Annotated in this window: 13 protein-coding genes; 3 read left to right on the top strand and 10 right to left on the bottom strand. The window is 40.8% G+C overall.

Annotated features, from left to right (window positions below):
• The 10 genes from AC27HL_RS04275 to AC27HL_RS04230 form a co-directional block, all read right to left on the bottom strand.
• Entirely contained in the window at positions 1-801 is an 801-nt protein-coding gene (locus AC27HL_RS04275; protein WP_487079163.1) for a tetratricopeptide repeat protein, read from the bottom strand.
• The gene (locus tag AC27HL_RS04270; RefSeq protein ID WP_487079162.1) at positions 788-3,991 is read right to left on the bottom strand and encodes a tetratricopeptide repeat protein; all 3,204 of its coding nucleotides are present in this window, start codon (positions 3,989-3,991) and stop codon (positions 788-790) included. The genes AC27HL_RS04275 and AC27HL_RS04270 overlap by 14 nt, the downstream gene beginning before the upstream one ends.
• Complete coding sequence (locus tag AC27HL_RS04265; protein WP_487079160.1) at positions 3,991-6,216, bottom strand: tetratricopeptide repeat protein; 2,226 nt, start codon at positions 6,214-6,216, stop codon at positions 3,991-3,993. The genes AC27HL_RS04270 and AC27HL_RS04265 overlap by 1 nt, the downstream gene beginning before the upstream one ends.
• A gap of 55 nt (positions 6,217-6,271) precedes the next feature.
• Complete coding sequence (locus AC27HL_RS04260) at positions 6,272-6,832, bottom strand: AraC family transcriptional regulator (protein WP_487079158.1); 561 nt, start codon at positions 6,830-6,832, stop codon at positions 6,272-6,274.
• Positions 6,833-6,894: 62 nt separating this feature from the next.
• A complete protein-coding gene (locus tag AC27HL_RS04255) occupies positions 6,895-8,031 on the bottom strand; it encodes a DUF3570 domain-containing protein (RefSeq protein ID WP_487079156.1) in 1,137 nt (378 codons plus the stop codon).
• Complete coding sequence (locus tag AC27HL_RS04250) at positions 8,018-8,323, bottom strand: DUF4266 domain-containing protein (RefSeq protein WP_487079154.1); 306 nt, start codon at positions 8,321-8,323, stop codon at positions 8,018-8,020. Before AC27HL_RS04250 ends, AC27HL_RS04255 begins: the two co-directional genes overlap by 14 nt.
• Positions 8,323-8,859 (bottom strand): TlpA family protein disulfide reductase, encoded by a 537-nt coding sequence (locus tag AC27HL_RS04245; protein WP_487079152.1) that lies wholly within the window; start codon positions 8,857-8,859, stop codon positions 8,323-8,325. Before AC27HL_RS04245 ends, AC27HL_RS04250 begins: the two co-directional genes overlap by 1 nt.
• A gap of 48 nt (positions 8,860-8,907) precedes the next feature.
• The gene (locus AC27HL_RS04240) at positions 8,908-9,579 is read right to left on the bottom strand and encodes an outer membrane beta-barrel domain-containing protein (RefSeq protein ID WP_487079150.1); all 672 of its coding nucleotides are present in this window, start codon (positions 9,577-9,579) and stop codon (positions 8,908-8,910) included.
• Complete coding sequence (locus AC27HL_RS04235) at positions 9,549-10,328, bottom strand: outer membrane beta-barrel protein (RefSeq protein ID WP_487079148.1); 780 nt, start codon at positions 10,326-10,328, stop codon at positions 9,549-9,551. The genes AC27HL_RS04240 and AC27HL_RS04235 overlap by 31 nt, the downstream gene beginning before the upstream one ends.
• Positions 10,328-13,018, bottom strand: coding sequence for an HzsA-related protein (locus tag AC27HL_RS04230; protein WP_487079147.1), 2,691 nt, complete (start codon positions 13,016-13,018; stop codon positions 10,328-10,330). The genes AC27HL_RS04235 and AC27HL_RS04230 overlap by 1 nt, the downstream gene beginning before the upstream one ends.
• 401 nt (positions 13,019-13,419) lie before the next feature.
• Between AC27HL_RS04230 and AC27HL_RS04225 the strand changes: the two genes are divergently transcribed.
• The 3 genes from AC27HL_RS04225 to AC27HL_RS04215 are packed head-to-tail and all read left to right on the top strand — an operon-like array spanning position 13,420 to position 18,779.
• Complete coding sequence (locus AC27HL_RS04225; RefSeq protein WP_487079145.1) at positions 13,420-14,724, top strand: hypothetical protein; 1,305 nt, start codon at positions 13,420-13,422, stop codon at positions 14,722-14,724.
• 2 nt (positions 14,725-14,726) lie between these two features.
• Positions 14,727-17,159 carry a LamG domain-containing protein gene (locus AC27HL_RS04220; protein ID WP_487079143.1) on the top strand — a complete coding sequence of 811 codons (2,433 nt, stop codon included), beginning with the start codon at positions 14,727-14,729 and terminating at the stop codon, positions 17,157-17,159.
• A gap of 21 nt (positions 17,160-17,180) precedes the next feature.
• Positions 17,181-18,779: a hypothetical protein gene (locus AC27HL_RS04215; RefSeq protein ID WP_487079141.1), complete on the top strand. Its 1,599-nt coding sequence runs from the start codon at positions 17,181-17,183 to the stop codon at positions 18,777-18,779.
• Positions 18,780-18,805: the final 26 nt, after the last annotated feature.

The following is an 18,805-nucleotide window of genomic DNA, read 5'->3' as shown; positions in this document are numbered from 1 at the left end:
TTATTCTCCTGAGCTTGTTTGCGCTAGTTTTAATGATAAGCCGGCTAACCAACGCTGAACTTGCTTGTCATTTTGATGAATTAACAAGTAGGCTTGGTAATGCTGTTGTGCCAAAGCAAACTTACCTTGATATAGCTCAGCTAAAATAGCTAAATTAAGATGGGCATCAGCGTAATCAGGCAAGCTATTAAGGGCTTGTAAATAACTTTGCTCTGCCAGCGAAAAATCACCTCGAGCCCTTGCCATAACACCATTAAGGTTATGGGCATAAGGGTTTAGCGGGCTAACCTTAAGCGCCTGATTAATTTTCTCTTGAGCTAACGCTAATTGTTGGGTTTTCTGAGCGATTATCGCTTGGTTTATGTAACTACCCGCTAGCTCTGGGCTAAGTGCAATAACTTGCGATAGCAGCTTATTTGCTTGCTGCCAATTTTGCTCAGCCATATCGGAAAGTGCTTGCTGGTATAGCTCTTTAACCTCTGAAGGAGTTGTTTGTTGTGCTTGTTGCTGCTGGCGTGCATATTCAATACTCTGTGCTGTTGCTTGAAATGCAGTAGCTAACTCAACGCCATTTCCCTTAGAACTAACAGCAAAGGTATCTGCAGAAGATGGCAAATCAGCCTCATTAACTAGGGCTTTTGCTATTGCTTTTAATTCAGCTTGTTGCTCAGCACTATTTTCTGGCTTATCGGCATTATTTGCTGACATGTCTAATGCGGAACAACCTGAGAGCATCAATGCAAATATCGCCATTCCTACGCAGGTTTTATCGCCGACTAAGCTACAATTAAAATAGCGCATAAATCACCTCAGGTTGTTTTTCTGATTTATCAAACTTTGCAGGCTCTAATATCGCCAATGCGGCAAAACTTTTCTTTATCCATTGGTCATATAAGCCTTGCCATGCGCGCTCGGTGTTATTGCTAAATAACTCAATGGCTTTTTCTTCAAAAGGATAAGCTAACTCTTCCAGTAAAATGTTGTATTCTTCTGCCGCTAATTCATCTAGGCCTTTTGGTAATTGCGACGCCATAACATCCGCGGCCAATAATTGATACATTTTAGCTAGCTGATAGTTTGCCTTGGGAACAAAATCAGCCAAGCCAAAGCCAAAGACTTGTTGATAATAGCTAACCGCTTGCTTTAATGATTTTTGCTTGCGCTTTAAACTTTTATTCAATGGTAAGGTGAGTTTAGTACGGCTAAAACTTTGCTGATGAGCTTGACCAAGTTCGTATGCCGATAGCGATGCTAAGTAATTTGAACGTTGCTGTACGGCCAACTCAATATCGGCATTAGCTTGCTGAAGTACATCCGTTTTATGAGCCAATAATATTTTACGGTACCAAAAGTATCGCTTGTTAGGCTCTTGGGTTTGGCGATAGAACTCCGACATTTTATAACGCACTTCTTGAGCTATACTAAATGGCTTCGGATAACTATGTGCATAAGTGCGGAAATGGATAATAGCTTGTTTTAGGTTGTCGGCTTTTAAATAGTTTTCGGCAATACTATATTGCAATTCTCGCTTTAACTCGCTTGAGTCTGCACTTTTTTGCATAATAATCAGTTGCTCTGCGGCACTTTCATACTGAGCTAAATGCTGATAACTATCGGCTAGTTTTGCTGGAATGCTGGCACTGTATTGATGTTTTGGAAAGCTTTGTTGAAAAGCCAATAATACGGAAATCGCTTGCTGCCACTGCTTATTTTGCAATAACAAGTTTGCCGCATCAAATTCAGCATTAACTCGGTAGCTTGCCTGTGGGGTAACTTTACCTAATCGTAACCAATGCGCTATTGCCGCTTCAGGTTGGCTCTTTTTAATCGCCAGCCCTTGCTGATAAATACTGTTAGCGATCAGTTCATTAAATTCTTTAACTTTACGTTTACCTTGGGTTTTATCAACAAAGTTTAATGCCAGTAAATAGCTTTTTTCCGCCATTGCATACTGGTGCTGCTGATAAAAGCTATCTGCTTTTAACTGACTCGCAATTTGTACTTGTTTAAATGCTGTTGTATCTAGCGCCGAAATTTTCGCATGAATTTGCTCGCGACTTGCTGTCGCAATACCATAGTGTTTTAATATAAAGTCACTATAAAAGTAGACGCTATCGTAATCAGCACTAGCAAACGAGTATTGGCCAGCCTGGCTTGCTAAATCCTTAGCGCGCGCATCATTAGGATAATGAACAATAAAAGCCTTATCTAGCTCAGCGCGTTTTTGCAGTAAAGTCGTTTGCTGATTAGCTGGTGCGACGCTTAGCAATTTTCGCACGGTTAGTGTACTTGCGTACGCTGCAACCTGCTTGATTTCATCGTGCCTTTCACTTAGCTCTTTACTTAACTTTTCACGTGTTGTTATTGTTAGCTTGTTTTTGTCCGTACCATACGCGAGATTTTGGTAACTGATTAATGCTTGTTGATAATTTTGCGCTTGAAAGCTAGCATCAGCAAACAGCGAGAGTTCAGCAACAATGTCAATTTTTTCCGCCGCCAATAACTCTGGGTATGCATTATCAGTAAAGTTAATAATACTCAGGTATTGACCTAACCAGTTTGCGGCATCAGCAAAGGCAATAACTTGCTGCTTTGGCGAGCTAACATCTTGAGCATAAGCGTATAAGCGCCGGCTTCGTTGCTGACTAAAAGCCAACAGCGAAGGAAGAACTTCTTGCTGTTGCTCAATATTCGCCTGCTGCCAGAAATTACTTTTTAGACCATAATGCTCAACATAATTTTGCTGTAAAGTTCTAACTTCTGGGTGAGCACCTCGTTTAGTTGCCATGGCAATTAATGCCAAATTAAAACGGGTTGACCAAATACTGTTTGGTTTACGTTTAATATAAGCTTGGTAAGTCAACTCAGCATCGTGCTCAAGTTTCTTCTCAATTAAAAATGAAGCAAGCTGTTGAAATAAAACATGTTCAAGGGCTGTAATATATTGTTTGTCTTTATCTAACAATTGAAAACGATCCAACAAAGCTAGCAAGCTTTGTACTTGTTGCTGCTGGCTCAACGAGATAGTTAAAATTCTAAGCGTGTCGGTAACTAAACTTTGTTTTGATTTTGTTAATTTGTCGAAATCATGCTGGTTTTCATTTCCGCTAACATTAGGCGCTTGAAACTTGCTAACAAAACGCTGTTGTGAAGCAGAAATGGCTTGTTGCTCTTGCACCAACTCTGCCAATACCGCCATAAACTTTTCATCTGCAAGTGCTAGCTCATTCGCTTTAAAAAGCGACCAACCTGACATATAAAGACTATTTAAACGATATTTTTCATTATCTTTTACTGTTAATACCTGTTGATATGCAGCTAAAGCATTTCGGTAATCTTGTTGGCTATAATAAATTTCAGCTTGACGAAACAAGAGTTCTGCTAAGTGTTGTGTTTGCGGATACAAAGCAATAATTTGCTCAATAGTCGCTAAGCTCTTTAGCAGTTCACCTTGTAGGTCATATGCTTTCGCCAATTGATAATAGAGGTTTTCATTTTCAGCTCGATTAGGGTAACGGGCTAGTAAAGCTTGGTGATCATCAACCAATTTAGCTAACCGTAATCTAGATTGTTTATCATCAAGCTCTGTTAAGCCAACCTCTTGAAAATATTCAGTATCAAGCTCTAGCAATCGGTAGTTTATTTGCGCACGAACATTAGCATCAGGCTCTAATAACACCATTGATTGATAAATTTCAGCCAACTTATTGCCACGCTCTTGCTTCGTTTGCAAAGCTCGAGTACTCACAAACTCAGCCCTTCTATCTTCATTAGCTTGCTGCAGAGATTTGGCCAAGTCAGCTAAACTTGCCCGCTTGAACTGTTTTTCAGTAGTTGCTGGTGTTTCACCCGCACGTTGTTCTGGCATTAGCTGACATGCTGCTAATGAAAATACTAAACAGTATATGCTGCTAGCTTTAGCTAACTTTACTTTGCTAGTATTTAGCTTTCTTGCAGTGGCTGACGGCCAGTATTGTGCAAACCTAGCCATTAACCTTTTGCTCCTACGTTCGCACTTTTTGACGGCGCTATATTATCGGCATTATCAACCTTTCGCTGCTCTTCTAAAATTTTAGCCATAGCACGTCGACTATGGTGTAAATAGTAATTTAGGCTTTGGCGTTGCTCTGTAATAAACGCCAATAACTGCGATTGAATATTGTTATCTGTTGCTTTATCTAGCTCAGTTGTAGCTTGTACTAAGTGGTTATGTTGTTGCACAAGCCTGTGCTGCTTTTGCTTCAGCTGAGGTAAGTCTAAGCCCCTGTTGCCAAGCAAACTCCCTTGGGCCTGGAGGCTGTGACTATTTAAATTATCATCAGAAGAATACCCCGTGTTATGCTTTGCTAGCGCTTGAATATTATTTACTTGCTGCATTTGTTGCTGTAGTTTCACCAGTGATTTATCCAGCTGCTGTAACTGTTGCCGATGTTGCCATAACCGCTGTGGAAACTCTTGTTGTAATTGCCAAGCTAAAACGCCTTCAACACGCTTTAAACGTTGCTGATATTGACTAAACTTTTTTTGGCCGGACTGATAATTTGCTATCTTATCAATGATTTTTTGGCTTTTCGAAATCCGTTGTAACCACTGAATTTGTTTACCTGAAGCAAACTTCTCACCATCATTATGCTCTGCTACTGCCAACAAAATATAACTAAGTTGATCTCGACGAGCCTGCAGTCGTTTAATACTAGCCTGATAGTTTTTTGCTTGCTGCTGAGCAATAATGTTCTGTTGTCGTTGTTCATTAATGCTAATAGCATAATTTAGCCATTGTACTTGCTGTTGCTGTTGAGCTAAATTTTGTTTAAGTTGACTAAGTTCATTTGCATATTCAAGGTGTCCGGTTAACTTAATGCTCGCTTGCGCTTTTTGCCACCACGTAGAGTCAAACTCAATGTCATCTACCATAATCGTACGGTTGAACTGTGCAGAGCCTGAAACAACTTGTTGTTCAAACTGTGCCAAACTCGCCAATTGCTGTTGATACTTAGACTCAAGATGTAAATATGATGACAGTGCCGTATCAAGCTCCCTTTGTGCTAAGTATTGACGCGCTAGCAAAATATCAGCTTGCCAACCTAAGTAATTTGCAGGGTAACGTGTTGAAACTAGGTTAAATATTGCTTCTGATTCATCATAGTGCTGTGTTTTTAGGCTAGCATAAGCAAATAAAAATAAAGCTTGCTCGGTAAATGGACTGTTTTGAGGGAAATGAGCAAGCTCTTTGTATGCTAATGAAAACTGTTGTTGTTCAATATAAAGCTGTGCCAGCAGTAAACTGGCATAATCTTTTAAAGATTGTTGTTCATGTTCAGAGCTACTTACTGCTGCCGCAGCGTTTTCACTACTAAACAACTGTTGCCAAAAGCTTTTTTCAGCTACTTGCCAAGTAATTTGCTTTAATTTAATTAAATCTTTCTCGGCATATTCAAAAGCTCTTTGTTCAAGGTGCAACAGGGCCGTGTTTAGCAAAATATAGGCTTGTGCTTGTTTATGCTCGATTGTTTGAGCTGCCGTATATTTTTTCGCTTGCAGGTGCAGTTGTGCAGGTTGCGGCCAAAATGCTAACTGACTCAATATATGATATTGCTGGTAATAGCCTTCGGGTACATGGCTAAGTTTTGCCAAGGTTTGTTTTGCTTTAACCTGCTGCTGTTGATTAATTTGTTGCTCTGCCAGTTGTAAAAGAGCCACGGCCAGTAAATCTTTAGAGGCAAAATAATCTATGCGCTTATTATCACGACTAGAAATCCACGCTTGTTCAGCTGACGATAATTGCTCCGAGCTAGCTGCCAGTTTATCAGTTAGAGCCGTTAGGTTTTCTTCAGCTTGGCGGTATAACCCTAGCGACACTTGCAACCCCGCTTCAAACAATAAAGCATTGTCATCAACGATTTTTAATCTCGCCTTGTTGTAAGTCAGTTGTTGTAAAGCTAAGTCTGCCTGCCCTTGGAAATAGTAAAATAGCGCTTTTCGATACAATTTTTTCGCGAGTTTTTCTGGCTGTGCAATTGGGAATGGGTATTCGTCATTATTGCTCGGCAACTCCTTTGACGCCTTATTCGCAATAACTGTAGATTGTTGTCGCAATTCTTTATCTTGCGTTGGTAGCGCATTAGCTAAATAGCTGCTGCTAAACAGTGCCATAGCCAACAAGCTTTTTAGGTTTTTAAATCTGCACTTAACATCAACTGAACTTGTTATTGCCATGATTTTTTTATATTCCAACATGCGTATCATAGGTTTATTGCTGTTAGCTCTCACCTTACAGTAACCATTCCTCAACAATCACTTTGGCTCGGTAGTCTTGAGTTTGATCTTCAATTTTAAGTTCGAGCATAATGGCATCGTCTTCCTTAACAAATTGATAAGTCGCAGCCCGTTTAACTGGCCTTTTTTCATTGTCATAGCCTATAAAAATTGCTGTTAATTGATGTGGACCTTTTTTTAAGTTGCCTTGATACAGCCCTTGAATACCGCCTTCTTCTAAAGCTCTTCGTTGTCTTTCGGTATAAAGAAAGCCAGCAACATCTTCGTTATCAATTTTGAGTTCAACACTATCTAAGGTAAAAAACTTTCCAATATCCACAGAAACAAATACCGAAATTTGCGTGCTTGCTGGAAACAGTAAGTCTTCTTCTAAAATAAATAATTCACGGTTAAGCTGTAATACTTGTTGTTTAATATCTTCAAGTTCATTGCTTATTTCACTGTTGGCCTTATCAGCTGTCGAATTTTCTTGCTGGGCATAACTAGTACCAACAATTGAAACAGTTAATAGAAAAACTACTAAAACACTGTGCACCAGTGAGAATGTTTTATGCATTATGGCTCCTAGATTATCGCCCAAAACTAACGGATAGCTTGTGCTTTAACATATGTGAAAGACTAAAAATAAACACTGAGAAAAGCTCGTACGACATTGGCAGAGAACGCATAAAATGGCTCTGCTCCTACACCACCTTCAGCATTGGGGTTACGAAAATCATTATAAGTAAAACGTAAATGATCCCACTGTAAACTTAGCTCGGACTGCCAGTTATCCGGGGAAAAGTTATTGGGTAGCACATAGGAAATACCGATGCCCAAAGTTAAGTCATTAAAATCACTTAGCTCTTTATCTCGGGCTAAATAATTTTGTGCGTCACGATGTGGGAATAAATCACTGTAAAAGTTGGCCGCGTTTTGTTGGTAGTAGCGGGCCTTCAGCTCTAACTCGATACTGTCGCCAAACGGATGGCGGTATAAAAGCTCAAAGTCTTGCGAGTTAATGTCCCAACTGTCAGTAAAATATCTATAATGTGCGAACAATGCCGCTCGATACGGCAGGTAATAACTTGACGAGAGTCTTACCGCAAAGGAATTTCGAGTATTTGGGTAGATTTCAGACTGATAACTTACCCCCGCAGGATTGCTAGCATCAACAAATCGCACCGTACGATAAGGGTTATTTAAGTATCCTTCATCAGCAACCGCCTCAATATTAATGCCCGCTGTTAAATTGCGCGTTAATATTTGATTTATGCCAGCACGAATACGATATTGCTCGCTGTTTTCGAGAAATTTTTCATCGCCGTTGCGCTTAATTTCATTATCACCAACAACAAGGCCAAAACTTACCGTTGTTAAGTCGCCAAAGGTGTCATGGGAAATATTTAACGCCACAGATTTCGCTAAGTAATCACTTTCATCACTTTGCCCAACAGTCACCGCCATTAAAGTTTTGTCATGTAAATACTCAGCGCCAAGTTGAAACTCTTTACGCTCTTCCGAATAAGGACTGGCAGTACTCATTACATCTACCGATGCTGAAGAAATAGTATCTACATAGTAATACGCTGAAACCGCAATAGATTCGCTGGCTTTTTTACGCACTAACACCGCAGGGCCATCAATTGACATACCGCCACCTTGATAGCTGTGATACAGCACATCTGCTTGGTCTTTTTCCAATACTGCCGCAGATAAGTTCAAAGAAAACAACCATATAACAACAAGAATAAAGCTTTTATTAATTACAGCCACAGCCACCTCCGCCAGTACCTTCTGCACCTCGGCCGGATTCACGTGCTTCATAAACATGTGCCACATGCCGATTGGCAATACCATGACGATTTGCTGACATAATAGGGTCAGCTAAATTTTGTCGCTCATAAGGCTTCACCCAAGGTTTAACACCCATTTGCGCGCAACCACTAAGCATTACGCAGCTCAATGCAACTGCACAAGAAAAAATAACTTTCGATAGTTTACTTAAGCAATTCATTAGCAATTTATTTTGTGAGGAAGTTTTTAAGTGGTTAGATATTGTCATCATTATTCTCTGATCAACTGCTTGATCACTTTCGCGTATTTCTTTTCATAACCTTTTTGATAGCCACGAAAAACAGAGCGCACATTACCGTTACGGTCGATAATAACTGTGGTAGGCATGGCCTCAACATTATAGGCAGCTGAAATAGTATTACTGGCGTCAAAGAAAATTGGGAAATCAACACCAAGCTCCTGAATATAATCAAGCCCAGCTTGATTTTGTTGCTCAACATTCACTCCCCACACAGCGACACCTAAGTCTTGATATTGGTTGTGAAACTCTTGCAATATTGGCATTTCTGTTCGACAAGGACCGCACCATGACGCCCAAAAATTGATAACAATAATGTTACCGCGTTGCTCAGCAAGGTTCAGATTTTGCCCCGTCATACTTTTTAACGTAAAGTCAGGCGCACTTTTGCCCAAACTTAATGCCTGGCTTGTAGCACTGAAAAAAGCGGCAATTGAAAATATTGCACCAAGAAAGACATTTTTGTGGCCAATGTGCTTATATGTTGCTCGTTTAACCTTGAATATCATGCGATTACCCTATTGTTTTACATCAATGCTTACTATCGAAAAAGTGATTTAAAAGTAAAATGAAATACCCGTAGTAAAACTTAAATTATGTGTGGTTTTTGCTTCACCAGTAACGCGGGTGTCAAAAATATGATCACTTATACCTATATCCCAAGCGATCCAATCGTTAGCAAAAACACGAAAATTAGTAGCAAAATTAACCGTGAATTGATCATCGCCAGCAAACTCTGTACTACCGGCACCTAGCTCGACGGAAAAAACGCTATTAAAGGCCCAATTATCACTAAGGAAAATTTCACCTGGAAACAAGTTATAGCCTATGTTTAAGCCGTAATAACTTAACTCGCGTTCTTCATCAGTTAATAATGGCGATGTATTCGATAATTTTTCAAAACTGGTTTGTCCGGCATCTGCTTGGGCATATTCAGCTTTAAAATAAAAATCTTCACTGATGTGATAGCCAATATGTCCAGACACTAAGGTACTGGTTTCAAAATCTTCTATGCTAATTAGGCCAACTTTTACACCTATTTCAAAGTTTTCACTGTCGAGTAAATCTTCTAAAACTTCACGTCGTTCAACACTAGGCTTAATGTCAGACTCAGCGGCAAAAACCGATTGTGCAGGTGTTAGCAACAGAAACGCCAAAATAAATAACGGCATACTCGGCCATTGTTTTTGTTGAGTCATTATAGAAATACGCTGAAACCTAGTGTCCATGTTCGAACCCCTTCATTATCATCTCGATCAGTTAACACTAATGAGTATTTATATTCAGCCCGTAATAAAAAATTACGAGCAAGGTAATATTTAAGCCCGACGGCACCGCTGATCAGAGTGTTATTTCTATCTTGAGCATCTGCCAGTACACTATGCGGTGTCGTTCTAATAGCACCTGCTCCAACACCAAAATAAGGAATAACACTCAGTTCTGGAAAAGGCTGTGCTAGCAGCATTAGCTCGGCTATTTCATTGTCAGAAACACTGCCTATCGCTTTACCTACTTGCAATTCGGTACTTATAACCGAGCTAAAAGCATAAGATAAACTTAATCGATAAAAGTCAGCTTGTTCAAACTCACCATAACCAACACCGATTTCCCAGACTCGCGATAAATAATCTTGTTGCGTGTTTTGCTCAGAAAGAACCGGCTGTTGCTTAAAGCTAAAATTTAATAACTTATCTTGATGAAACCAACCTTGATTTCCACGCTTATCTTGTACTTTAAACCAAGCAGTGCGTTTCAATAGCACCCAAACACTTTCGCCTTGTTCAATAACTTGCGTGATTGGGTAGCCGCGCCCAGGCCCCGAGCGTAATTCAATATAGGGCACTTCAATTGCTATGCTCGGCTTTAACGGAATACCTTGCTCATTATTATTTGTTTGCGCATTAGCAAAGGCGCTAATACAAATCAGCACTAGTGCCAGTTGTTTGAAAACCCAGATGTTGTGACTCAATAACCTCATTAGGGTGATACCTGATAAAAAGGTGTGTTGTAGTATTGAGCGCCAATATCTAGCCACTCTCTAAGCAGCCGTTGCTCATCAAGTGTTAAACGATTTACATGGCTGTCACTATTTATTACCTGAAAAAAGCGACTACTTGCTTGCGCACTATTGGTCGACAGAATATTGGCAACGTCAACAGTAGTCATAACAGGGATAGGTTGGCCATTTTCATCAAGTACTAAATTGCCGTCAGCATCTCGTACATAAACAGGATCACCATTAGCATCTAATAATGGAATTTGTCTATCCACTAAAATTCCGCCAGCTAATTCTTGCTCGAAATCGGTAAAAAATAACTCTCTATAACTAGTTAAATGTGCGGGTTCATCCGTTGAGGCAATTGCGCTTAAATCAAGCTGGCCCGCGGGTACCTGTGCTATATTATCGGCGTCTGAACTACTGTGGCAGCTAGTACAGGTATTATCTTGAACTTGTTCATTGGTTAATTCATCAAAAACCAATCGTGACTTAGACCATAGTGGCTGTATATGCTCGGCGTAATTGATTTGTATTCGGCAATATGCAGTCCAATTGGTAAAACATTCACTACCGTTTGGCTTAGTTGTAGAGAGGGTTTGGTAACTTAGGTTAAGCGCAGGATTTAGGGTTGAGGTTGCAGGATCACTCCAAATATCCTGATAAACTAGATCCGTAGCTAGCGTTGGTAGCCCCAGAATTTTTTCAACCGTTTCAGCCATAGTATATGAAAACTCCGGTAGCATTTGCGGATTAGTCCCCGGAAATACAACATCGGTAGCCGTAGCTCCTAAATTAATACTCGCGGCTTGTGCAGCAACTCGACCATGAGGCAATTCACTGTCACCGGTATGGCAACCGTGACATTCTAAGGTTTCTCCGGGCTTTACTGACAACCATTGACGATGTCTGCCACCAATGCGCTGACCACTTTGGTCGAGAATACTTAACGCAAATGGAGTATTTGCCGGAACTTTAACCTTAACTGAGCCATCGGGCTGAATGGCACTATAGCCAAGAATTTCACGCATTAATTGGCCACGACTGCGACCAAAATCTGTGTTATCTAAATCTTTTACTTCTTCTGGCGGCATAGGCACACCGCGTACTAACCGTATAAAACGCGCAGGTCTTTGTGCGGCCGAAGTTTGTGTTGGGTTCATGGTTTGCGCTAAACCTTGTGGGCTTATATCAGTACCATCAACATCATAAACACTGCGTATATGAATCGCCCCCGCTTGTTCATTGGCTAAGTCTATATCAAGCTCAGCGCCAATGACTTTATCAGCAATAAACTCAGGCTTTTGCTCTGCCGCTTGCATAACAATGGCTTCCGTTAGAATGTTGCCTTGTGTTGTTGTCGCAACCAGTTGCTGCGTGTTATCAGCTTGGTTAAACAACCATAATTCATAAAGAGGTGTCGCTTGTTCAATATTTTCTTGTGCTAACTGCTCACTGGTTAATTGACCACAAGCACGAGTCTCCTGCTCAATAATCACTCGGCATAAGTCCCACGTTACTAGATAGCGTTGGCTGCTATCCCTAAGTGCAAACAAGTGACTTATTCTTCCTGCTAAAGCTAAGTCAGAGGAAAAGTTGTAGTCAACCACATTAACATCAAATAGTGCCGACACCGCGTTATCTTCAATTGGATTATTGGCAACTATTGGTTGAAACTGATCAGTAAAATCATTGATATTAATAAGAATTGGGCGTTTCTGAAATTGCGTTTCTTCATCGCCATTTAGCAAAAGTAAAATGCGACCATCTGGTAATTGTTGCGGTTTTATAAATTCTATATTGGCATTTTGCTCATCAATCGCCAATTGGTGTGAATGCCAGCCATACATCAGCTGATTTTCAGTACCATCAGGACGCATACGATATAAGTTTATTTGATTATTAGCGCCCATGGCATCCCAACGACTGTACAAGATATGGCCATCTTGTAAAACCAAAGGATAAAAATCATGGCTTAAATTAAAGCTTAACTGCTTAATATCAGTGCCATCAGCTTGCATAATATGAATGTTAAATGCGGCAATATCGCTACGTTCATTTACCGCGGTATATTGTGGCTTACCTTCATCGAGTAAAATTGCACGAGAGGTTTGCTGACGATTAGAAGCAAATATAATTCGCCCATCTGGTAAGAACGATGCCATTAGGTCATCACCTTGCTCAGCAATAACATCGTTACCAATAATGCGTGTTAACTGTTTAGTATTTTGTTGGTAGCGCCAGAGATTCCACTTAGGCTGCTGGTTTTCATCCACTCCGTCAATTTCTGGAGCACGAATTGACACTAAAAATTCTTGACCATCAGCAGATACCGACAAATCTCGAATATCAATGGCTTGTTCAGCATTTTCTTCGCCGTCATTCGTAAAAAGGTTAGCCGTTAAATCAACTGCTATGGCTTCAGGCGTTGCATTAGCTTTTATAATTAGCTTAGCGCCAGGGTTAAATCGTGTAGGTTCAATAAGTGAGAAACGCAACGGTTGATTAACTTCTTCCGAAGAGTCGGTATCTAAGCTGCGCTCGATATAAGCAACAGGATACTCCTCCAACACGGGATCGGTATTTTCTTCGCTGGGCGAACTGTCTGAATTGCAACCTGCCATTAGGAAGACAACAAAAGCAAGTCCGCTACAACTTTTCTTCGGATTCATGCTACTTTCCCGATTAATTTTACGCCAAAACAATAATTTTAAATAACTCAGTAAATATGTAATCACCAGACATAGTCGTTAAAAAAATGTGACTTAAAGCACTTTTTAAAGCGAGTAAGTCAATTAAAACAACAAGCCAACCCTGAACAAAATTCAAACAAATAGTGGTTGACCACTGTCAGCATTTTTTACATAATTACATTTCGGATACAAAGTACTACATCCTTAGTACTAAATACAACATTTATTTTTTATTAAATAAAACGGTATATTTTTATAGAAAAATAACGTATACCTAAAAAAGAGCACCTTATTTTGTATAAAAAACACACAAGAAAAAGGCGCGCGACGCACTAATATTTTCGAATATTTTTTCTACTCAACATCTTCAAGGAGGCTGTATGAAGGTGTTACTTTGTAACGTCAAAGCAACGATTATCACGCAAGATAAAACAAGTTTTAGGGAACAATTATCTAACTCGTACTCAGACAATAGAATATCATTGTTATCAACTATTTATTTTGTATTTTTATTCACTTTATTATTCACTTCGCAAGCCACTTTTGCTGGCACATTAGAGCAAGCAAAAAGACTTCATGATCGCCTTACAGGTGTACCAGCGAGTGCTGAAACTTTAACCAGAATGGAAGCACTATTAATTGCTGGAAAAAATATCGAGGCGGCTTACGTCGCGATGGAATCAAAACACTTTTACAACACCACCTTAAAACTATTTTCAACACCTTGGACCAATAAAGAGCAAGATATATTTGCTCCACTTAACGATTACAGTGCGACTGTTATTGGCATGGTTCGAGATGACGTTGATTTTCGGCAAATCTTACAAGCTGATGTGACATATGTCGGTAAAAGTGACTTAGGCTTACCTGCATACAGTAATAATAATAATAACCACTATCTTGCAATTGAAGAACGAGCTATAGATTTATCAAGCGATTTAGTTCAAGTTTCGCAGTCCGGCCTTAACGGTTTACCGGCATCAGCAACCGCCGGTGTTTTAACCAGCAGAGCAGCCGCCAAGGCATTTTTTTACTTAGGTACTAATCGCGCTATGCTCAGATTTACCTTAATGAATCACTTGTGTACTGACCTTGAGCCAATAAAAGATAATACCCTACCACCTGATAGAATTCGTCAAGACGTTAGCCGCAGTCCAGGTGGTGATAGCCGTTTATTTTTAAACAATTGTTTAGCCTGTCACAGCGGCATGGATCCACTTGCTCAAGCCTTCGCCTATTATGACTACGATTTTAACATTGATACCGATCCTGCTGCCGAGGCGGGTAATATTGCTTACAACCAAGATGGCACAACCGATGTTACTACGGGGACTCGGGTGCAAGCCAAATACTTTAATAACAACACCACCTTTGAATTCGGCTTTGAAACCCCTAACGATCAATGGATTAATTATTGGCGGCATGGCAGTAATCGCCGCTTAGGTTGGGATCCAGCTCTTAGTGGTCAAGGCAGTGGTATGAAATCATTGGGAGAAGAGTTAGCGAATAGTCAGGCCTTTGCGCAATGTCAGGTTAAAAAAGTCTTTAAAAACGTTTGTTTGCGAGAAGCCGAAAGTAGCGCCGATATTACACAAATCGCGACAACAACTAGCTCATTTAAAGAAAATGGCTACCAATTAAAACAAGTTTTTGCTGAAGTCGGCAATTACTGTATGGGAGAATAATAATGAATAAACTAAAATTATTTTCCTGTCTATTACTACTCAATTTTCTCACGGCTTGTGGCGACAGTGAGGTAGAAACTAATCCGCCAGTACAGGTTGATACACCAAACAACACCTATTCAGGGCCGGCACCACAAACCGAAGATATTCAAAAATATAAAACAGCATTATTTGACAATATTGCCACCAGCGATCGTTGTGGTGCTTGTCATAAAGTAGACGAGCAAGCGCCCTATTTTGCTCGTTTTGACGACGTGAACTTAGCCTACGCAGCAACAACGCCACTCGTTGAGTTAGCAACGCCAGCACAATCTCGCTTAGTAACGAAGGTAGCAAGTGGTCATAATTGTTGGTTAAACAGTGCCCAAGCCTGCGCCGATACTATGACCCAATGGATCAAGCTTTGGTCTGATGATCGCATAAGTACTGCTACAACGATTGAATTAACCCCACCGGTTATTCGCGAGCCGGGCACAAGTAAAAATTTTCCTGAAAGTAATGCACTGTTTAGCAGCCACGTCTATCCAATTGTTAGCCAATATTGTTCATCATGCCATAGTGAAACCGCGAGTGCCGCGCAATCACCATTTTTCGCCAGTGATGACATCGATATTGCCTACCAAGCAGTACAAGGTGTTATTAACCTAGACCAAGAAGAATTATCACGATTAGTGGTGCGCTTGGGCAGTGAATTTCACAATTGTTGGGGGGATTGTCAAGCCAATAGCAATACTATGCTCGCTGGTATTCAAGCCTTTAGTGAACAAATACCCGTCGATCAAGTTGATGATGCTATGGTGATCTCCAAAGCCTTGAAATTAACCGATGGTATTGTCGCCTCAAATGGTGGACGGTTTGAAAGCGATATTATTGCACTTTATCAATTTAAAACCGGAAACGGTAATATTGCCTACGACACCTCAGGTATCAGCCCGGCAGCAAACTTAACATTAACAGGCGATACAGAATGGCTCGGCAGTGGCGGCTTAATTTTTAATAATGGTAAGGCGCAAGCCAGTACCGCGAGTAGTAAGAAGCTGCATGACTTAATTACCGCTACCGGTGAATTTACCGTAGAAGCTTGGTTGACTCCAGCTAATGTTACTCAAGAAGGCCCAGCTCGTATTATTAGTTACTCTGCTGGCGATAATGAGCGAAACTTTACCTTAGGGCAAAGCCAATATAATTATGACTTTATGTTGCGTAACCAAACAACCTCTCTCAATGGCGAGCCCGCCTTAAGTACACCGGATGCCGATGAAGTTTTACAAGCAACGCTACAGCATGTGGTACTAACCTATAACGCCACTGAGGGTAGAAAACTTTATGTAAACGGTAAGCTTATTGAGGCTGTTGATGAAGAAATTGCACCACTTGCTGCTTGGGATAGCAGCTTTGCTCTCATCCTTGGTAGAGAAGCGTCAAACAATCATGTTTGGCAAGGTAATATTCGTTTGCTTGCGATATTTAACCAGGCAATGACCGCTGAGCAAATACAACAAAATTTTGACGTTGGCGTTGGTGAACGCTATTACCTACTGTTTTCAATTGGCGATTTAATCGATTTGCCTAATACCTATGTCATGCTTGAAATCAGTGAGTTTGACAATTATAGCTACTTATTTAGCCAACCATCGTTAGTCAATCTAGACCAACAAAAGTTACCAACAGCTATCACCATTGAAGGACTTAATATTGGCATCAATGGTAAAGAAAGCAGTCAAAGTCAAGTCTATGCGAATCTTGCCCGTACTATAACGAGTGCAGACACAATCGAAGCACCATTATTATTATCAGAATTAGGGACTATTATTGCGATTGAAAAAGGCGCTGAGCAAGATGAATTTTTCTTATCATTCGAGCGTTTAGGTGAGCACACAAATATCAAAGTTGAAGGCGAATTAGTGGTAAGTGAAGAGTTACCCGCTGACACTGAAAGTGCAGATATTGGCATACGAAACTTCGATGAAATTAACGCTAGTATGAGCCAACTTACCGGAGTTTCTCAGGCGCAAAGTAAAGTGCTGACTGTCTATCAGCTAGTGCAACGGCAACTACCTAGTATCACAAATATTGAAACTTTTATCTCTGCCCAGCAAATGGCAATTACTCAGCTGGCTATCGCCTATTGCGATAGTGCCATTGAAGATGCCAATATACGCGACACTTGGTTTCCTGATATTAATTTCAATGTTGAACCTAATGCAGCATTTTCTGCCGCTCAACGTCCACTATTTATTGAACCATTGCTCGCACAACTAATGCCGCTTGATATCACGAGTCAACCAGCAAAAACCGGCGTAAGTAGCGAATTAAATAACCTCATTGACCGTTTAGCTATATGTAATAGCAACTGCAATAGCGAGCGTACTCGCACCATTGCAAAATCAAGCTGTGCAGCCGTACTCGCTAGTGCTGTCACTTTAGTGCAATAAGCTAATTACAAGGAATTAACCATGAAAAAAGCTAAACATTATCATCCGGATGCTCCACTATTATTTGCTGATCATAGTCGCCCAGTGAGTCGTCGTGACTTTATTTCCTCTGGGTTAAAAAAAGGCGCAGGTGTTGTTGCAGGCGCTTCGCTATTTAGTATGTTTGCTAACCCGAATAAAGCATATGCAACATTATCGCCTGATCTTGAAGCACTACGAACGTCATGTGGCATTAATGTCCAAGGAGCCGGTAAAATTCCTTTTATCTCCTTCGACTTAGCCGGTGGTGCCAATATTGCTGGCTCGAATGTCTTGGTTGGCGGAGCTGGTGGTCAATTAGACTTCTTATCTACAGGCGGCTATAACAAGCTTGGCTTACCCGGAGATATGGCACCTTCAATAGCTAATCCTGCCGTAGGCCAGTCTGATTTTATTAATACTGAGCTTGGCCTTGCTTTTCACTCTGATTCTGCATTTTTGCGCGGCATTTTGGAAAAAACATCAGCCGATACACGCAGCCGAATTAATGGGGCAGTTATACCCAGCCGCTCTGATAACGACACCAGCAATAATCCGCATAACCCTATGTATGCTATTGCTGCGGCAGGTGCTGATGGCTCACTTATGCCATTGTCAGGTTCTAGAAATACAGAGTCTGGCGGTAACTCCATGGCTCCTAGCCGCTTTATTGATTTAAGTAAACGACCAACAAAAATTGATCGGCCAACCGATGTCACTGGCCTTGTCGATGTCGGCGACTTATTTAGTTTACTTTCACAAAGCGATGCTGTAGCCGTAATGGAAAGTATTCAGCGCGTTAGTGCCCAAAAATTGGCAAACGTGAATAGCCAAGTCACTCGTGATGATGTTATTAAAGACTTAGTCAATTGTGGTTATGTCAAAAGTGCCGATTTGGCTGATCGCTTTGGTGATCCGAGCACACTTAACCCATTGCTTGATCCCGACATTGTTGGCCCAGCTGGAATATTTTCATTGGCAGAGTTTGATAGCGACAATGAGTTCAGTAAAACCTCATCTATCATGAAACTTGTGGTTAATGGCTTTTCCGGCGCCGGTACTGTCACTATGGGTGGCTTTGATTATCACACTGGCGAACGCGCAACGGGCGAACTTAGAGATTTGCGTGCAGGTCGCTGCATGGGAGCCTGCCTTGAATATGCCGCAAGGCGCAACAAGCCATTAATGATGTATGTATTCAGTGACGGCTCTGTTGCCAGTAATGGCCGAATCGACGACTCAATTGAAGGTCGCGGCAAAGGTGAATGGACTGGAGATAACTCATCGACCGGTGCATCATTCTTTTTAGTCTACAACCCAAATGGACGCCCACAACTTAATGGTGGTAATGACAGCCAAATGGCGGCACATCAACAAATTGGCTTTATGCGACCTGACGCTTCTGTAGATACTAGCTCAGCACCATCAGCCAACAATGTTAATTTGTTGGTTGAAACGGTATTACTAAACTACTTAGCATTACATGGCGAACAAGAAAGCTTTGCAAACTTAGTACCAGGGCAAGGGCTAGGAAACAATACCTTGCTTGATAGTTTAACTGCTTTTCAACCAATTGTTACTAATACCATTAATCAAGTTTAACAAAGCTACTTAGCTAGTAAATCTAG

It is taken from the genome of Colwellia aquaemaris (assembly GCF_057548755.1).
This window is presented reverse-complemented; position numbering and strand designations above follow the sequence as displayed.

Excerpts from the sequence above, each read along its gene's own strand:
- AC27HL_RS04275 (WP_487079163.1), bottom strand. The coding sequence starts at position 801 with ATGCGCTATTTTAATTGTAGCTTAGTCGGCGATAAAACCTGCGTAGGA.
- AC27HL_RS04270 (WP_487079162.1), bottom strand. The coding sequence starts at position 3,991 with ATGGCTAGGTTTGCACAATACTGGCCGTCAGCCACTGCAAGAAAGCTA.
- AC27HL_RS04265 (WP_487079160.1), bottom strand. The coding sequence starts at position 6,216 with ATGGCAATAACAAGTTCAGTTGATGTTAAGTGCAGATTTAAAAACCTA.
- AC27HL_RS04260 (WP_487079158.1), bottom strand. The coding sequence starts at position 6,832 with ATGCATAAAACATTCTCACTGGTGCACAGTGTTTTAGTAGTTTTTCTA.
- AC27HL_RS04250 (WP_487079154.1), bottom strand. The coding sequence starts at position 8,323 with ATGATGACAATATCTAACCACTTAAAAACTTCCTCACAAAATAAATTG.
- AC27HL_RS04245 (WP_487079152.1), bottom strand. The coding sequence starts at position 8,859 with ATGATATTCAAGGTTAAACGAGCAACATATAAGCACATTGGCCACAAA.
- AC27HL_RS04240 (WP_487079150.1), bottom strand. The coding sequence starts at position 9,579 with ATGGACACTAGGTTTCAGCGTATTTCTATAATGACTCAACAAAAACAA.
- AC27HL_RS04235 (WP_487079148.1), bottom strand. The coding sequence starts at position 10,328 with ATGAGGTTATTGAGTCACAACATCTGGGTTTTCAAACAACTGGCACTA.
- AC27HL_RS04230 (WP_487079147.1), bottom strand. The coding sequence starts at position 13,018 with ATGAATCCGAAGAAAAGTTGTAGCGGACTTGCTTTTGTTGTCTTCCTA.
- AC27HL_RS04225 (WP_487079145.1), top strand. The coding sequence starts at position 13,420 with ATGAAGGTGTTACTTTGTAACGTCAAAGCAACGATTATCACGCAAGAT.
- AC27HL_RS04220 (WP_487079143.1), top strand. The coding sequence starts at position 14,727 with ATGAATAAACTAAAATTATTTTCCTGTCTATTACTACTCAATTTTCTC.
- AC27HL_RS04215 (WP_487079141.1), top strand. The coding sequence starts at position 17,181 with ATGAAAAAAGCTAAACATTATCATCCGGATGCTCCACTATTATTTGCT.